We start from the raw sequence: 17374 nt of genomic DNA on the forward strand, positions 1-17374 counted from the left end.
ATATGAAAGACTTCGCTGATTTCACCGATCACAATGAACAGCGCATGGTCATCTGAGCCTGAGGTCGATATGGTCGAAAAACCGACCACATTTGGTGCAGCGGAGGTGTGATGGCGGAATATGGTCGAAAAACCGACCACATTCGATGCAGCGGAGGTGCGATGGTGGGAAGTGGTCGAAAAACCGACCACATTCGATGCAGCGGAGGTGCGATGGCGGGATGTGGTCGAAAAACCGACCACATTTGGTGCAGCGGAGGTGCGATGGGGGGATGTGGTCGAAAAACCGACCACATTCGATGCATCGGAGGTGCGATGGCGGAATATGGTCGAAAAACCGACTACAATGGGGGTGCCGCAGGCATTTTGTTCATATGGTTAAAGCATATATTTATTCATTGACACGTGCTGAAGTACGTATTATCCTTGATGAAGGAGGATGGTTAGGATATGAAGGGTTATTCTTCAAGAGAAATGATAAAAATGATCGAAGCAGATGGATGGTATTATATTCGGGCGACTGGTGATCACTATCAATACAAACATCCAATCAAGCCCGGCAAGGTTACCATTCCTCATCCCAACAAAGATCTGCCGAAGAAAACCATCGTAAGTATCCTCAAGCAGGCAGGACTTCAATAGCTCCATCGAAAGGAGATCATACAAATGAAGGATAAAGTGAAATTTTACCGTTATTTTGCGACCTTTGAACAAGACGAAGATGGAATTACTGTAGAATTCCCTGATCTTCCTGGTGCAATTACCTGCGGTCAGAATATAGACGAAGCTGTCCAGATGGCCAAAGATTGCCTGGCTCTGCACCTATTTGGAATGGAGGAGGATGGCGACTTAATCCCTGTGCCCTCTGGTATAGATAAGCTCAATCAACTCACAGCAGGAACGGGGAAAGTGGCTGCTCTTATTGAAGTGTTTATGCCACCCTACCGGAATTCCATATCAGAACGTTCTGTGAAAAAAACACTAACTATTCCAAAGTGGCTGGATGACCTCGCTGCGACAAATAATGTGAATTACTCGCGGATTTTACAGGATGCATTGAAGGAACAACTTGGTGTAAATGAACGCAGATAAACCATAGATAAGAGGATAAGGGAAGACGGGAGGTTGCCGTCTTCCCTTCTTTTTGCAGGAGTGAGTTTAATTGTATTCAGTACAGCTAAAATTGGCCTGAAAACCGGATAAGATGCGATAACTGCACTCTGTACATTTAAAATGAAGCGAAGGCAGACTATTAGAGAATGTGCTTGAAATAGATGTACGAATGCAGCTAAGTCGCACAGAGGGCCTGTATTGTTCACTTTAGTTGTATGAACTACAGCTATCCCCCTGCGCCACAGATACCACAGTTTGACAACAACCCCGCACGCGGAATAAAATAATACCATATGATAGATAAATATATCATTTTAACTACAAAACTATCACCTAATTCACCGCAGAGGCAGGCAGAGGTTCATGAAAACAAGTGTTAAGGACAGCAAGCGTAAGGCCATTCTAGATGCAGCTACGGAGCTGCTGGCACTCAAGCAGACGGCTACGCTGCAGGAGATCGCGGATCACGCAGGGATCGGCATTGCGACGCTGCACCGGTATTTCTCTACCAGGGAGCTGCTGCTGGATGCGCTGGCGCTGAATGCGATCGGGCTGGTGGAAGAAGCGCTGGGGGGAGTTACCGCAGACGAGCACGATATGCTTCCGTTCCTGACGGAAGTGTTCGAGGTGCTGATTCCTTTGGGCAGCAAGGTGTTTTTTCTCAGCTCAGCAGCCTCCGTGGACGAGAATCCGCATATTGTTGCTGAGGAAGCACGGATTAAGCAGCCGATGCGGGAAGCGGTGGAGGGCTGGCAGGCACGCGGTCTGCTGAATGCCGGAATGCCCGCCCACTGGATCATAACGGTCATGTATAATCTGTTGTTCGTTGCCTGGCAGGAGATCCAGAAGGGTAATCTGGCGAAGAATGATGCTCCGAAGCTGCTGGTTCATACAGTCCTTCAAGGCTTCGGCGGTGGCATAGGACAAAGGGACGGCAAGTAAAAGTGAAGAGTGCTCGTTCACCAAGACGGTTAGAATCTAGAGTGGAACAATAAGGAGGAACCTGTATGTCAACACTGCAAGTAGAGATCGTGAGCCGCCTGAATGAAGAACAGAAACGTGAGGTCGCCAGGCTGTATTATCAGGCTTTTACCTTGAAATTCAGTGGAATATGGATCTTCTCCCGTAAAGAGCAGGATATTGTGGAGGTGCTGAGCCGCTGCTTGCGTTATGACAATGCTCTGTATGCCGTATATGAGGGAAAGGTCGTAGGCTTTGCCGGTATGGAGACAGGGGATGGCTTCTTCATGGCGCTGAGTTACCGCTCGCTCAGACAGACCTTCGGTGTGCTCGGCGGTGCCTGGCGTTACGCAGCCTATGGCTTCTACCGTCTGCTCAATGGCGATACCCCTTCAAATACAGTGCATATTGATCCGCTTGTCGTGTCCGCTGAGGCGAGAGGGCTGGGCGTCGGGACCCGGCTGCTGGAGGCTGTCTTCGCATGGTCCAAGGAGGCGGACCGCGGCAAGGTGATGCTGGAGGTCGTCGATACGAACCCGCTGGCCAAGAAGCTGTATGAGCGGGTAGGCTTCCGGACCTTCAAGGTGCAGAATACCCGCCTGTTCTCCGCTCAGGCCGGCTTCCACAAAGTGCTGCATATGGAGAAGCTGCTGGATTAGCGCATGGCCCGGTCCCGGTCCGACTGAAGGATCGGGATTTTTATTGGGCAAAAAGTCTGGACAACATCGCCCGGAAGCAGGTATATTAAGTTAGTAAAGTTAATTAACAATATAGAATAATATAGAACGGAGTATGGATCATGAGGATGCAGACGGCCGGGACGCCCCAGGCGATGCGCAATCTGAATGAATATCTGATTCTGGACAAAATTATATCCGGCGGGCCGCAATCGCGGGCGGATCTTAGCCGCCATACCGGCTTGAGCAAGCCTACGGTCTCTTCGGCGATTACTCAGCTCATCGAACGGGGGCTGGTCCGGGAGACAGGCAGGGCAGAGAATACCCAGGGCCGCAAAGCAACGCTGCTGGAGTTCAACCCGACATGCTTCTATATCATAGGTGCGGAGCTGGGGGGCAGCAGGATGAGACTGGCGCTGGCAGATATGAGCAGCGGGATCGTGCTTGATCAGCAGCTGCCGCTGCCGGAGGACAGTGTGACCGGGAGTGCATTCCAGGATTATCTGGTACAGGCGGTGGAAGGACTGCTTGCTGCAGCCGGGATCAGCTGGGAGAAGATCCGGGCGGCGGCCTTCGGGATTCCCGGTGTGGTGGACCCGGCAGACGGCACGGTATCTGACCTTGTCGCGCCGCTGCGGGGATGCGAGGCAGCTCTAAGCAAGGCTGCTCTGGCAGAACTCTTCCCGGTTCCGGTGGTGACGGAGAACGATGTGAATCTGGCTGCCATGGCAGAGTATAGCAGCTCCGGCGCAGCGGGGGGCCAATCTCTGCTCTATTTCTCCATCGGGGAAGGAACCGGGGGCGGCTTGATTATCCATGGTGAGATCTACCGGGGGCTTGGCGGCGGTGCGGGTGAACTCGCTAATCTGACGCTGAGCGCAGGCCGGCTGGAGGAGGTGCTGTCCGCAGACGGCCTGCTGCGGCTGGCGGCACAGAAGGCCGGGGAGCAGGCCAAATCCTCCGCCGGGCCTCTGATATCATCGCCCGGGATTACAGCAGACCAGCTGCTTGATGAAGTACGCCAAGGGGACCGGCTGGCCCATACGGTGATCGATGCCTACTGCAGTCTGCTAGCTGAGGCGATTGTCAGCATCTGCGCGTTGATGGCTCCCGGGACGATCATTCTCGGCGGAGAGCTTGGCCGTCACGGGGATGTGCTGCTGCCCCGATTGGAAGCTAAGCTGAGCGGGCTGCAGCGGAAGCCGAAGCTGGCCGCTTCCGGCAACGGCGACAGGGATGTTGTCCTTGGAGCGGTGCAGATTGCGGTGCAATCTGCATTCAACCACCTGCGGGACTTACGTGAACAATGAGCACCCATTCAGAATCTACAAGAAATGCGGGGGAATGCGATATGAAGATGTATAGTGCCGGAATTGATGTCGGCGGAACCAAAACCCTGATCTGCCTGACCAACGAGGCAGGAGCTGTTCTGGTGGAGCATAAGCTGGAGACCCGGCTGAGCCGGGACCCGGAGGTGTTCTTCCGCTGGTTGTTCGATGAACTGGAGCAGCTCTGCAAGCGTAACGGAGGCACGCTATCCTCCCTGCAGGGAGTGGGCTTCGGATTCCCTGGCGTCATGAATGAAGAGACCGGTACACTCACCAGTGCTCCTGCCCTGAATTGGCCGCCGGACACCGATATCCGTCCGATTATCGCCTCATTTTACAGTGGGATGGTGGTGCTGGACAACGATGTGAATATGGCGGCGCTCGGGGAATATTACGCCGGAGCGGCTGCAGGCGCAGAGCATTTCATTATGATCACAGTGGGTACAGGAGTCGGCAGCGCCTTGTTCCTGAACGGGCGGCTGTACCGGGGAGCCGGATATGCTGCCGGGGAGATCGGCTATCTCATCGTGGAGCCCGGGGCAATTAGCGCAAAGCCTGCTGCGGAATATAGTGAATTCGGACCGCTTGAGATGGAGGTCTCCGGCACAGGCATTGGGGTCAAGGCTGCAGCCGAGCTGCACAAGCATAGCCGCCCATCACTGATCCGCGAGCTGGCACATGGCGGCCCGATCCGGGCAGAGCATGTATTCGCTGCAGCGCAGCGGGGGGATGAAGCGGCAACCGGGCTGCTGGACCGGGCCTATGAGCAGCTGGCAGCGGCGGTGAAGAATATTGCGCTCACCCTTGATCTGGAGCTTGTCGTGCTCGGCGGCGGAGTTGTGGAGAAGAATCCGGGCTACGTGGAGGAGATTGCAAGGCGTGTAGGGCGATATGCTCCACGGCAAGCACTGACGCTCCGGCAGGCGGTGCTTGGCAATCAGGCGGGGGCCATCGGCGCGGCTGGGGCTGCAAGAAGCGGGTTGGCCGCTGGCATAGGAAAGAATTGAGGGATTGAACATGAAACGCGGAACAAGCATAATGAGATTCAATGTAAGCAGCAAGGAGAGCAGTACCCTCCTGAAAATGCGCGGGCTCTATCTTTTCACAGGCCTGGCGGGAGGCAGCTTCAACCCCTATGTTACCTCGCTTCTGGTGCATCAGGGGATGACCAGCCGGAACATCGGGACGATGATGGCCTTCGGCACCTTGCTTGCGATTCTGTTTCAGCCTTTGTGGGGGATTCTGGTAGACCGCTATCAGCGGACAAGGCTGGTACTGATGCTCACCCTGGTTGTTCCGGGAACAATAGTCTATCTATACAATGTCCGATGGCTTGCGGTCATCGTTATTGTATATAGCATATATACGATTTTTCAGAGTACCCAGACGCCGATTGCCGATTCCTATGCTGTAAGTGCGGCCTCAGCGGCAGGCACCTCCTTCGGGACGATCCGGCTGTTCGGCAGTATCGGTACGGCGCTCGGCGGCTATTTCGGCGGATTGTACCTCAACTGGCTGGGAGTTGCCGAGCTGTGGATTCCGTTCCTGCTCTTCAATCTGCTGGCTCTGACGCTGGTCATCACCATTCCGGTGAATGTGGAGCGGCGGACGAATAATGTCACCTTCACCAGCGGAATCCGGCGCTTGCTGGGCAACCGGGTCTTTCTGCTTTTCCTGGGCGGCTGCTTCCTGGTGAACCAGACACTGACGGCATTCAACTCCTTTTTTGTCCTGACGTTTCAGATGGCGGGCGGCAGCTTCGCGTGGTCAGGGATTGCTCTGCTGATCGCTTCGATTACCAGCGTCCCGGCTATGCTCGTTGCCTCTAAGGTTCTGAGCAAATACGGTTATGAGAAAACTCTGATGCTGGCCTCCGTCGCCTACATGCTCCGCTGGGCCATCCAGTGGCTCGTTCCGGTTCCGGCTGTTATGATAGGGGTCCAGACGCTGCATGGCCTGTCGTTCGGCTTCTTCTATATCGCTGCCGTGGAGTATGTGGCCTCCATCACCGGCAAAGAGCTGCAAGCCACCGGACAGAGCCTGTTCAACATGGTATTCGTGGGGCTCGGCGGCATGGCCGGGAACCTGCTGAACGGGTATTTGCTAGATGCCGGCGGACCGCGGCTGATGTATTTCTCGTGTACCGTCAGTGCTGCGCTGGGCGCCTTGCTGCTGTACCGGGTGCAATCGGTATCGCGGGCGCGCCAGCAGCATTCATAAGAAGGAGGGGGAAGCGGGATGAAGCGCAGTTGGTATAGTCGGATGCTATTTTCATACTTCCCTGTCTTTCTGCTTGTAGTGACCGTGCTGATCTTCCTGGCCTTCATGATTGTGACCGAGCTGTCGCGGAGTGAGACCCGGAAGGCCAATTATATCTCGACCAGCTATATTGCCGATACAGTGGAGCGGACGCTTGGCGATATCGAGCTTGGGGTGCTGCAGGAGATTGGGGGCAATTATTCCTATAATGATTACCTGGATGCTCCCTCCGGCAGCGATTCGCCGGTCCGCGGCTCCTATGAGATTGTGCAGAGCATGAACAAGCTCTCGGAGCGCTTCAGCCTCATTGATTCCATCTATGTCTACCGCAGCAAGGACAAGCAGATCCTCAGCCAGAGCGGATACATGAATCTGGAGCAGTCCGGGGAGGCGGATTATCTGAACCGTCTCTCGATGGACAAGGAGACGCATGGCTGGAGCACGGTGCGGGAGATTCAGGCCAGGAATTCCCGTGAGCTGCACAAGGTGATCAGCATGGCCGGGAGGCTGCCGATCCCCTGGGGCTCCGAAGGCTATATTGTAATCAATGTCAGCGTATACCGCCTGGAGCGGCTGGTGGAGAGTCTGACCAATGAAGACTTGTCCTTCCTGCATATCAAGGATGCCGCAGGCAACCCGATCTATGATTCCCCGCCAGCCGAGGACGGCGGGAAGAACAGAACGCTGTCCACGATTGAGGCGAAGAATCTAGGCTGGACCTTCGAGAGCGGCCTGCAGGCCGGGCGGTTGTTCGACTGGATCTCTGTCATCTCCTACGTCTGGTTCGTGATCGGACTGGTGACAATTGCCCTGGGTGTGTTCTATATCATCTATATTACCCGGCGGAATTACCGGCCGATCCATCAGCTGATGCTGCGGATTCAGTCCCTTCAGCCGGAGCACCGGAAGGCTGGAGCAGCCCCGGACGGCGCTTCGGATGAGCTGGCGCTGATGCATCATGCGCTGGACAGGCTGGTTCAGGTCACGACCGACTATGAGCGGGAGCGTTATGAGAATCTGGTCATTCAGCGCCGGGAGCTGTTCATGGACTTCCTGAGCGGTGAGCGGCTGGAGGATGCAGCGGAGCGGCTGGCTGCGGTGGACCCCTTCGGGGGCACACGGGATTTCGCAGCCTTCGTGGTCATGACAGCGGAGCTGAACCGGGAGAAGGACTGGCATTCCCTGCCTGAGCAGGATCAGAATCTGCTGAAGTTCGCTCTTACCAATGTCATGGGCGATCTGATGGCCAGCCAGCAGCTTCAGGCCTGGTCTGAATGGATCAGCGGCCAGCGGCTCGGGATTATGATCGGCCTGCGGCAGCCTCCGGGGGAGAATAACCCCGATACTCTGCTGGAGCTGGCCAAGGGCTGTCATAGCTGGATTATGGATAACCTGCGGCTCTCGCTGACCTTCGGGATTGGCCCGGCGGTTACAGACTGGCAGGAGATCCGGCATTCCTATAACGCTGCGGCTGAAGTGCTGAGCCACCGGCTCTCGCTGGGCACGGGCGTGGCGGCCGCCCACGCAGACCGGCAGGAAGATTCCGCGCTGCAGAGCTATAAATACTTCGGAAGCTTCACCCAGCTGGTCCGGGAATTCCGGCTCTCCGGCGAGAACTGGCGGACCAGGCTGGAGGAGATCTTCGGATCGTTCCGCCGGGACAGGCTGAAGGATGAAGAGATTTATATGCTGCTGGAGGTCCTGTTGCAAGCTCTGGAGCAGGAGCTGAAGGGATTATCAGACACGCTTGACCGCCAGCTGGCGGCGGCATGGACCGGAGGCATGAAGGAACGCATCCGCAGCAGTACTGATCTCGAGGAGATTAGGGAGCTGCTAACAGCCTGGCTGAATGAAACCTACCATGTCTATGTATCAGCCAATGAGCTGAAGAGTCACCGGGTTATGATAACAGAGGTCAAGCATTACATTGAAGAGCATTATGCCAATCCTGATCTGTCTCTGAACCATCTGAGTGACCGGTTCCAGATCTCTGCCAAATATGCGAGCTACCTGTTCAAGGAAGAGTTCAACATGAAGTTCGTGGATTTCCTGGCCGAGCTGCGGTTAGGGAAGGCTAAGGAGCTGCTGGAGAATACCTCGGACAGTATACAGGATATCGCGCTGCAGATTGGATATGCTAATTCTATTACCTTCGGGCGGGTCTTCAAACGCATCACAGGAATGACGCCGGGGGATTACCGCAAGCAAAAGCAATAGCACAATGAATAGGCACCGCGTAAACCCGGAGGGGAAATTCCGGGTTTGCGCTTTTTTTGAGTTTTTATATGATAAAGTTGACATTATGCGTAGTCTTTATGGAAGTTATTTTTGTGACTGAAAGGATCTTTCGCTATGTCTGGTTGCGATAATTGTATATTTACATTGAAAAATGCTGCGTCAGTATTGGAATTTCATGAAAATTCGACAGGAAACATGTATATTGTACATTCATTCTTTCAGTGTAATAATTCATCACATGGTCAAGCCTGAAACGTAACGTAGAGACAACGGGCTGATTGAAATAGAATTCGAAAGGGATAGGTGATAGGAAAGATGACAAATGGCAACGGTAAAAGAAAAGTGGCGCTTGGTCTCTCGACAGTTCTTGTATCTTCCATTGTATTGTCCGCATGTTCATCGGAGAACTCCGCCGCAGGCAATAGCGGCAGCGGCGAGCAGCAGGCTGGCAGCCTGAAGATCGAAATTTTTGACCGCGGCAATGCTCCGGCGGGACTGACCGCCTCGGACAACTTTTTGACCAATTATGTGAAAGAGAACTTCGGCAAGGCGAGCAATATCAATGTGGAATTTGTCCCTATCCCCCGTTCGGAAGAAGTAACCAAGCTGAATGTGCTGATGGCCAGCGGAACCGATGTCCCTGATATTGTCTTCACCTACGATTCCGGGACCTTCAACAAATATGCCGAGCAGGGCGGATTAACCGATCTGGCCCCGCTGCTGCAGGAATACGGGCAGAATCTGACCAAGTTCCTTGGTGAGGATACACTGCGCTACGGCCAATATGACGGTGTCCAGTTCAGCATCCCGGCGAAACGCTCAACAGTGGGCAAATACGCTTCCTTCATCCGCCAGGATTGGCTGGATAAGCTGGGGCTGCCGGTTCCGGTAACCACGGACGAGCTCTACAATACACTGACCGCCTTCAAAACGAAGGACCCGGGCGGTACCGGCGGCAAGGTGATCCCGCTGGGCATGACGATCGCTGCAGCGCAGTATGATTCGCTGGTCTGGTCCTTCATTAAGCCGGTCTCCGAACAGGAGCGCTTCGAGCTTACACAGAACCTCAGCTCCCGCGATTATCCGGTGCTGCTGCCCGGCTTCAAGGATGCGATTCAATATTTGAACAAGCTGTATAATGAAGGGCTGATCAGCAAGGATTTTGCCCTGGATGAGAATAAAGAGACTCTTACCCAGAATATTGGGAACGGGCTTGTAGGAGCCTTCAGCGATGACAATGACGCCATCTTCTATCCTGACGGAACCTACGACATTCTGTCGAAGAATAACCCGAATGCTGTGCTGACTGCCATTGACCCGTACACAAACAGCGAGGGCAAGACCGCTAAGCCGGTATCCGCTCCGAACGGTATGTATATCATGATTCCGAAATCCAGCAAGCACGCGGTGGAGGCGATTAAGTATCTCGACTGGATGGCTTCTGAGGATCATCTGCAATATATCCAGAACGGGATCGAAGGCGAGCATTACAAGCTGGAGGATGGTGTGCCTGTCTCCATCCCGGATATGTCCGAGGAATCTGCCAACAAGCTGATGGGCGGCGGGGATATCGGGATTATCGCCAACGGGCGGATTTTTGAGAGCCAGGAGAAGAACAATGAAGCCTTCGTGAAGAGCTTCCGCACCAAGTACCAGGAGATCGTAGCGAAGGCGCTGGAGATTTCAAACACGAATCCGATTGAGCAAGTGTACACCAGCCGTCCGATTGAGGCGGAGAGCAAATACGGCACGACCTTAGCCGAGAAGGTGAAGCAGCTGATGGTGAAATCGATTATGGTGTCGCCGGGCGAATTCGATGCCACCTATGAGAGTATGATGAAGGACTATATGTCCAGCGGCGGACAGGCGATTCTGGATGAACGCAAAGCGGCTTACAGCGAGCAGAAATAATTCATGAAGGTAGGGGGCGGCTGGACTGCCGGTCTGGCGGCCCCTGCACCTTAAGCCCAAAGCCCCGTGGAGGAGGAATCGTTGTGGAATATACCCGCTATTTCCGCAGAAATTGGCAGATGTACGCACTGCTGGTGCTGCCAATGTTGTTCTTTATTATTTTCAAATATGGCCCTATGTACGGTGTACAGATTGCGTTTAAGGATTTCAACTTTTTCAAAGGGATCGGCGGCAGTGAATGGATTGGCTTAGACGGGTTCCGTGAGGTGTTCGCGAACCAGGATTTCTATATTACGCTGCGTAACACATTGATGCTGAATTTCCTCGATCTGATCGTTTCTTTTCCCGCACCGCTGATTATTGCCATTATGCTGTTCGAGCTTAAGGTGGTGTGGTTCAAGAAGCTGTCGCAGACGATTCTGTATATTCCGCATTTTATTTCCTGGGTAATCATCGGCGGGATTGTGTATCAGCTGTTCGGGAACCAGTCCGGGATGATCAACAACCTGCTGACGGGCCTGGGGCTGGACGCTGTTCCTTTTCTCTCCGACAAAAATTACTGGCTGATCACCTACCTGCTGACCGGTGTCTGGCAGAGTGCAGGCTGGGGAACCATTCTCTATCTGGCGGCGCTGACCGGCATCAATAAGGAGCTGTTTGAGGCGGCCGAGGTCGATGGAGCCGGAAGGCTCAAGCGCATCCTGCATATTACGATTCCAGGGATCAAGCCGACAATTGTTACGCTGCTGATTATTAACCTGGGCAACATGATCTCCATTGGCTTCGAGCGGCCTTTCGTCATCGGTAATCTGGCGGTCATGGAGTATTCGGATGTGCTGAGTACCTTCGTCTACCGGATCGGACTGGAGTCGGGGCAGTACACGCTGGCTACGGTGGTCGGGTTGTTCCAGGCGGTGGTAGGACTGGTATTCCTGCTGGCGGCGAACTATATCTCCAAGCGGCTTACAGACGAGAGCATTCTATAATCAACCTTTGGATCGGGAGTGTACAAATATGAGTGAAAGAGCAGCTAACAAGGCGTTTGATACATGGATTGTGCTCTGCCTGACCTTATCAGTGCTGGCGTGCCTGATTCCATTCGTGCATATTCTGGCTGTATCCTTCAGCGGAACGGTCCCGATTGCTTCGGGCAAGGTGACATTATTCCCTATGGACTTCAATATTGAGGCTTATAAAAAAGTGTTCAGTGACGCCGCCATGATCCGCTCACTGATCTTCACGGTCTTCCTGACCGCTCTGTTCACGGCGCTCTGCATGATGATGACGGTTGCTGCCGGCTATGCGCTGTCGAAGAAGGACCTGAAGGGGCGCAAAATCTTCATGTTCCTCATCGTAGTGACGATGTTCTTCAGCGGCGGGATTATTCCGGAATATATTTTGACGCGGGAGCTGCATCTGCTGAACACCATCTGGGCGCTGATTCTGCCCGGGCTGATCAGTCCCTTCTATATGATTATCCTGATCTCGTTCCTCTCGGGTATTCCTGATGCGCTGAAGGAGTCCGCTGAGATTGACGGCAGCAGCCAGTTCGGTACCCTGCTCCGCATTATCTTGCCGCTGTCCATGCCGGTGCTCGCCACCTTGAGTCTGTTCTATGCGGTGGGCCGGTGGAACGGCTTCCAGGATACGCTGATGTATATCACGAAGCCGGAGCTGTATCCGCTGCAGCTGAAGCTGTACCATATGATTCAGAACAGCCAGGTGACGGATCTGATGCGGATGGAGGGCAACGCGGTCAGCACCGTCGTACCTGAGAGTCTGAAGTCGGCTACTGTGGTATTCGCTACCGTACCGATTCTGCTGGTCTATCCTTGGCTGCAGAGATACTTCGTGTCTGGTGTAATGACCGGGGCTGTTAAGGGCTAAGGAGGGAGCAGACAGATGTTCAACAAGATTACGGCAATTAATGACGAGTGGACACAAGCCTCTATGGAGCAGCAGATCCTGGACCGGGAGAGCCGCTATTTCGGAGGCGTCCGTGATCCCTACAGCGGTGTAGCCTGGCCAAATCATACCGGAACCGCCCAGTATCTGGCGGCCTGGGCGGCGGCGCTGGTAAATCCGCAATCGCGGTATGCCCATGATCTGGCGCTGCTCGGGCGGCTGCGGGAGGGTATGGCGTTCATGCTGCGGTTCCAGCATGAGGATGGCACGGTCTCGCCGGGCTGGACGAATTACCATTCGCCGCCGGATACGGCTTTTGTGGTGGTTGGCTTCGCCAATATGCTTACCCTGCTGGAGCGGCAGAGCTGGGCACCGCTCCAGCCGGTGGCTGAGCAGATCCGAACCTTCCTGGAGCGGACAATTCCGGCCATGCTGAGCGGCGGGGTGCATACACCGAACCACCGCTGGGTGCTGACTGCGGCGCTGGGCTCCCTGTACCGGATCTTCGGGCTGGAGGCGCTGCGGCTCAGAGCCGGGGAATGGCTCCAGGAGGGCATGGACATTACCCCGGACGGGGAGTGGACCGAGCGGAGTAACGGCATCTATAACACCGTCAGTGACATCATGCTCTATTATGCCGCCCAGGATCTGAACCGGCCCGAGCTGCTGGAGCCGGTCCGCCTGAATCTGCGGATGATGAAATATCTCGTCCACCCGGACGGTGAGGTGGTTACGGATTATTCGGGGCGGCAGGACTTCGGCAGTGTCTTCTCGCTGGCAGACTACTATCTCTGCTACAAGCTGATGGCTGAGCATGACCGCGACCCCGAATTCGCTGCTCTGGCGGAGCTGGCGGGCGACTCGGTTACCCATCCGGGTTCGCTGCCCAATCAGATTATGCTGGGCTTCCTGCTGTATCCGCAGCTGGAGGCGGATGCCGTCCGCCCGGCGGAGCTGCCGGACAGCTACCGTAAGGTGATTAACAGCGGGTTCAACCGCCGGGAGCTGCTTAGCCGGATCGGGCAGGACGGCTACGGCGGTCCGGTCCGCCACAGCAAGCAGCATACTGAATTCGGTGCACCAGTCGCCCGAATTCTCAGCGGAGCAACCAGCGTCAGCGTGATGACTGAAGCGTCGTCCCTGTTCTCGCTGCGGCACGGCCGGGCCAGACTGCTGGGGGTTCAGCTGGCCTCCAGCTTCGAGCCGGGTCTGGTGACGATGGATACGCTGACGGAATTGCCGGGCGGCTACCGTCTGGAGTCTGTAGCCGGGAAAGGGTACTACGGCACTATTCCTGCCGATAAGCTGCCTTCGCGCACCGGCTTGCCTGCCAGCCCGTGGTATCTGCTGCCCCATGGCGAGCGGCCGCTTACCCATAACCAGACGAGCCGCGTTCAAGTCGGGATAAGCGAGCGGGAGGACGGCTGGGAGCTGCATTTCACTGCGATGTCTCCGGCCGATGTGCTGACCCAGATCGTCCTGCTGTTCGGCAGCGAGGGCAGCCTGGACAGCCCGGGGCTGGTTCCCGTGCCGGACATGAGCGGGGCGTCCTTCTGGACCTCGGGCACGCTGCGCTACAGCTCCGGGGAGGACTGGATGGAGCTGGAGCAGGGCTGCCATGAGCATCACCTGGCAGCGATCCGGGGCATGAATTACCCGGACGGCTGCCAGAAGGTCATCGTCACGCTGATCACTCCGCTGGACTACACGATGAGGATTCGTCTTTCCTGACAGATGCAGCTATAATGGTAGTGTTGTCAGGATCGATCAGGATCTGACGGTTCAGAAATAGAGGTGCATGGAGGTAGCTGGCATAATGAATATATCATTTAACACCCCGGCGAATTTTTGGGTGGAGGCGCTTCCAGTCGGGAATGGACGGCTGGGAGCAATGATTTTTGGCGGCATTGAGCAGGAGCGTCTGGCCCTGAATGAAGACACCCTGTGGTCAGGGTATCCGACCGACTGGAATAACCCGGAGGCCCGCGAGGTGCTGCCGAGAGTGCGCGAGCTGATTGCGGAAGGCCGCAACGAGGAAGCGGATGAGCTATGCAAAAAAATGATGGGCCCCTACGCGCAATCCTACCTGCCGTTCGGGGATCTGCTGCTGACGATGGAGCACGGGCAGACGGCGGATCAGTACAGCCGGCATCTGGACCTGTCCACGGGAATTGGCACTGTCTCCTATGTTATTGGCGGCGTCCGTTACACCCGGGAGGTCTTCGCCTCTCATCCGGACCAGGTGATTATTATGCGCCTCACGGCCGATAAGGAGCATAAGCTCAGCTTCCGGGCGAAGCTGGACAGCCCGCTCCGCTTCCGTTCGGCGGTGGAGGACGGGCATTATACGATCACGGGACATGCTCCCGAATATGTAGCCCCGAACTACTACGATGTCGAACAGCCGGTTCGTTACGGCGGGGAGTCGCCACGGAGCCTGAAGTTCCACGGCCGCCTGGCTGCGGTCCAGACCGGGGGCAGTTTTGAAGCCACTCCGGATGGCATCCGGGTCACAGGGGCCACGGAGGCTGTGCTGTATTTCAGCGCCGCGACCTCCTTCGATGCGCAGTCCGGCACGGTGAAGGCCGATTATGATGTGCAGCAGCAGACCGCGCAAGCGGTGCAGTGCGTTATCGGTGAGCCATACGCCGGGCTGCTGGACCGTCATGTTGCAGACCACCGCGCGCTGTTTGACCGGGTGGAGCTGCACCTTGGGGAGAGTCCCGCACCGGAAGGAATGCCGATGGACCAGCGGATTGCCGCTTACGGCAGTGAGGACCCGGGGCTGGTGGAGCTGCTGTTCCATTACGGCCGCTACCTGCTGATTGCCAGCTCCCGGCCGGGCACACAGCCGGCGAACCTCCAGGGGATCTGGAACCAGGATACCCGCGCTCCGTGGAGCAGCAATTATACGCTGAATATCAACGCGGAGATGAACTACTGGCCTGCCGAGGTCAGCAATCTGGCCGAACTGCACCAGCCGCTGATTGACTATACCCGGCGGCTGGCGGTTAACGGCAGCGAGACGGCGCGCACGAATTATGGTGCGCGCGGCTGGGTCGCCCATCATAATGCCGACCTCTGGGGGCAGAGTGCCCCGGTCGGCGGATATGGCGACGGCGACCCGGTATGGGCGTTCTGGCCGATGGGCGGCGTCTGGCTCACCCAGCATCTGTGGGAGCATTATGCCTTCGGCGGCGATCTGTCCTATCTGCGGGAGACGGCCTACCCGGTAATGAAGGAGGCGGCCCTGTTCTGCCTGGACTGGCTGATCGAGAACAAGGACGGCTATCTCATTACTTCGCCTTCCACTTCGCCCGAGCATAAGATCGTGGACGGGGACAAGAAGTATGCAGTCAGTGAAGCGGCCACGATGGATCTGTCGCTGATCGCCGAGCTGTTCACGAACTGTATCCAGGCTGCGGAGCAGCTCGGGCTGGACGGGGAGTTCGCGGCTGAGCTGGAGGCCGCCCGTGCGCGGCTGCTGCCGCTGCAGATTGGCGTGGGCGGACGGCTGCAGGAATGGTCGGCGGATCTGGAGGACGAGGATGTGCATCACCGCCATGTCTCCCATCTGGTCGGCGTCTATCCGGGAAGAGCGGTCACGGCGTCGCTGGTGCCTGAGCTGTTCGAGGCGGCCAGAACGTCGCTGGAGATTCGCGGGGACGGCGGAACCGGCTGGAGCCTAGGCTGGAAAATCGGCCTGTGGGCCCGGTTCAAGCAGGGCGACCGCGCCAAGCAGCTAATCTCCAATCTGCTTACCCTGGTCAAGCCGGATGCGATCAATAATGAACGCGGCGGGGTGTACCCGAATCTGTTCGATGCCCATCCGCCGTTCCAAATCGACGGGAACTTCGCCGCTACGGCCGGAATCGCCGAGATGCTGCTGCAATCGCATCAGGGGTATCTGGAGCTTCTGCCAGCCTTGCCTTCCAGTTGGGGCGAAGGCCGGGTGAATGGACTGCGGGCCCGCGGCGGCTACGAAGTGAGCCTGATCTGGAGCGCCGGCAGTCTCGGACAAGCGGAGATCACTGCTCACCTTGGCGGAGAATGCTCCATTCTGGCAGACCGCCCGTTAGTGGTAGAGCGCGGGGAACTCCGGCAGCATGTCGAGCCTGGGGCGGACGGGCTGGTACGGGTTCAGATGCAGGCTGGGGAACGTGTCGTTGTGCGGTATGCGGAGTGAAGCGGATAGAGTAAATAAGGAAGAGTAACTCATAGACTGTATAGTTTGCAGCACACTTCGGAGGGATGGAGTGTGCTGCTTGTTTGTGTGGAGTAGGGAGTCTACCGGATTACGGCGGGGCAGAGATCAGTCACCAGGGGGTAAGCAAGATAATCGAAAAACAGCATACATCGCGCCGGATGATGCCGTGCGGACCGAATGTAATCGAAAAACCGACTACATTTCGCCAGGTGGTGCTGTGCGGACCGGATGTATGTGGAAAACAGCATACAATGCGCCGGATGGTGCCCGTGGGGACCGGATGTATGTGGAAAACAGCATACATCGCGCCGGATGGTGCTGCGCGGAGCAAATGTATGTGGAAAACAGTATACAATGCGCCGGATGGTGCTGTGCGGACCGAATGTAATCGGAAAACCGACTACATTACGCCAGGTGGTGCTGTGCGGACCGAATGTAATCGAAAAACCGACTACATTGCTCCAGATGGTGCTGTGCGGACCAAATGTAATCGAAAAACCGACTACATTGCTCCAGGTGGTGCTGTGCGGACCAAATGTAATCGAAAAACCAACTACATTTCGCCAGGTGGTGCTGAGCGGACCAAATGTAATCGAAAAACCGACTACATTTCGCCAGGTGGTGCTGTGCGGACCGAATGTAATCGAAAAACCGACTACATTGTACAGAGGCGGGGGCGCGTGGTTCGAAACATGTAACTGGTGCAAGAGAGGCCGTGTGAATGCGGAAAACCGCTAATTTCCCCGCTCCCCTTATTATTTTGTTATCAATACTATC

Annotated in this window: 15 protein-coding genes; all 15 read left to right on the forward strand. The window is 55.9% G+C overall.

Translation table 11 applies throughout. The annotated features are described in order from the left end of the window. Positions 1-120 precede the first annotated feature (120 nt). The 15 genes from K1558_RS30330 (at position 121) to K1558_RS30400 (ending at position 17335) form a co-directional block, all read left to right on the forward strand. Positions 121-381: a hypothetical protein gene (locus K1558_RS30330; RefSeq protein ID WP_238655696.1), complete on the forward strand. Its 261-nt coding sequence runs from the start codon at positions 121-123 to the stop codon at positions 379-381. Between the two features lie 68 nt (positions 382-449). After that, on the forward strand, positions 450-641 hold the full coding sequence (locus K1558_RS30335) for a type II toxin-antitoxin system HicA family toxin (RefSeq protein ID WP_238655697.1): 192 nt from the start codon (positions 450-452) through the stop codon (positions 639-641). Positions 642-665: 24 nt separating this feature from the next. Further along, a complete protein-coding gene (locus tag K1558_RS30340; RefSeq protein ID WP_238655698.1) occupies positions 666-1091 on the forward strand; it encodes a type II toxin-antitoxin system HicB family antitoxin in 426 nt (141 codons plus the stop codon). Positions 1092-1475: 384 nt separating this feature from the next. After that, complete coding sequence (locus K1558_RS30345; RefSeq protein WP_238655699.1) at positions 1476-2054, forward strand: TetR/AcrR family transcriptional regulator; 579 nt, start codon at positions 1476-1478, stop codon at positions 2052-2054. 65 nt (positions 2055-2119) lie between these two features. Next, a complete protein-coding gene (locus K1558_RS30350) occupies positions 2120-2731 on the forward strand; it encodes a GNAT family N-acetyltransferase (RefSeq protein ID WP_238655700.1) in 612 nt (203 codons plus the stop codon). Positions 2732-2871: 140 nt separating this feature from the next. Further along, complete coding sequence (locus K1558_RS30355; protein WP_238655701.1) at positions 2872-4059, forward strand: ROK family transcriptional regulator; 1188 nt, start codon at positions 2872-2874, stop codon at positions 4057-4059. Between the two features lie 41 nt (positions 4060-4100). Continuing rightward, positions 4101-5084: an ROK family protein gene (locus K1558_RS30360; RefSeq protein ID WP_238655702.1), complete on the forward strand. Its 984-nt coding sequence runs from the start codon at positions 4101-4103 to the stop codon at positions 5082-5084. 10 nt (positions 5085-5094) lie between these two features. After that, positions 5095-6297, forward strand: coding sequence for an MFS transporter (locus K1558_RS30365; RefSeq protein ID WP_238655703.1), 1203 nt, complete (start codon positions 5095-5097; stop codon positions 6295-6297). Positions 6298-6315: 18 nt separating this feature from the next. Further along, entirely contained in the window at positions 6316-8553 is a 2238-nt protein-coding gene (locus K1558_RS30370) for a helix-turn-helix domain-containing protein (RefSeq protein WP_238655704.1), read from the forward strand. A 336-nt stretch (positions 8554-8889) separates the two neighbouring features. After that, the gene (locus tag K1558_RS30375) at positions 8890-10485 is read left to right on the forward strand and encodes an extracellular solute-binding protein (RefSeq protein ID WP_238655705.1); all 1596 of its coding nucleotides are present in this window, start codon (positions 8890-8892) and stop codon (positions 10483-10485) included. A 119-nt stretch (positions 10486-10604) separates the two neighbouring features. Further along, the gene (locus K1558_RS30380; protein WP_274529163.1) at positions 10605-11471 is read left to right on the forward strand and encodes an ABC transporter permease; all 867 of its coding nucleotides are present in this window, start codon (positions 10605-10607) and stop codon (positions 11469-11471) included. 28 nt (positions 11472-11499) lie between these two features. Next, a complete protein-coding gene (locus K1558_RS30385; RefSeq protein WP_238655707.1) occupies positions 11500-12372 on the forward strand; it encodes a carbohydrate ABC transporter permease in 873 nt (290 codons plus the stop codon). 15 nt (positions 12373-12387) lie between these two features. Then, complete coding sequence (locus K1558_RS30390) at positions 12388-14121, forward strand: hypothetical protein (RefSeq protein WP_238655708.1); 1734 nt, start codon at positions 12388-12390, stop codon at positions 14119-14121. Between the two features lie 85 nt (positions 14122-14206). Then, positions 14207-16576 (forward strand): glycoside hydrolase family 95 protein, encoded by a 2370-nt coding sequence (locus K1558_RS30395; protein ID WP_238655709.1) that lies wholly within the window; start codon positions 14207-14209, stop codon positions 16574-16576. Between the two features lie 375 nt (positions 16577-16951). Then, entirely contained in the window at positions 16952-17335 is a 384-nt protein-coding gene (locus K1558_RS30400) for a hypothetical protein (protein WP_238655710.1), read from the forward strand. The last annotated feature ends 39 nt before the right edge of the window (positions 17336-17374 follow it).

This window comes from Paenibacillus piscarius (assembly GCF_022234545.1).
GTDB lineage: Bacteria > Bacillota > Bacilli > Paenibacillales > Paenibacillaceae > Paenibacillus_AQ > Paenibacillus_AQ piscarius.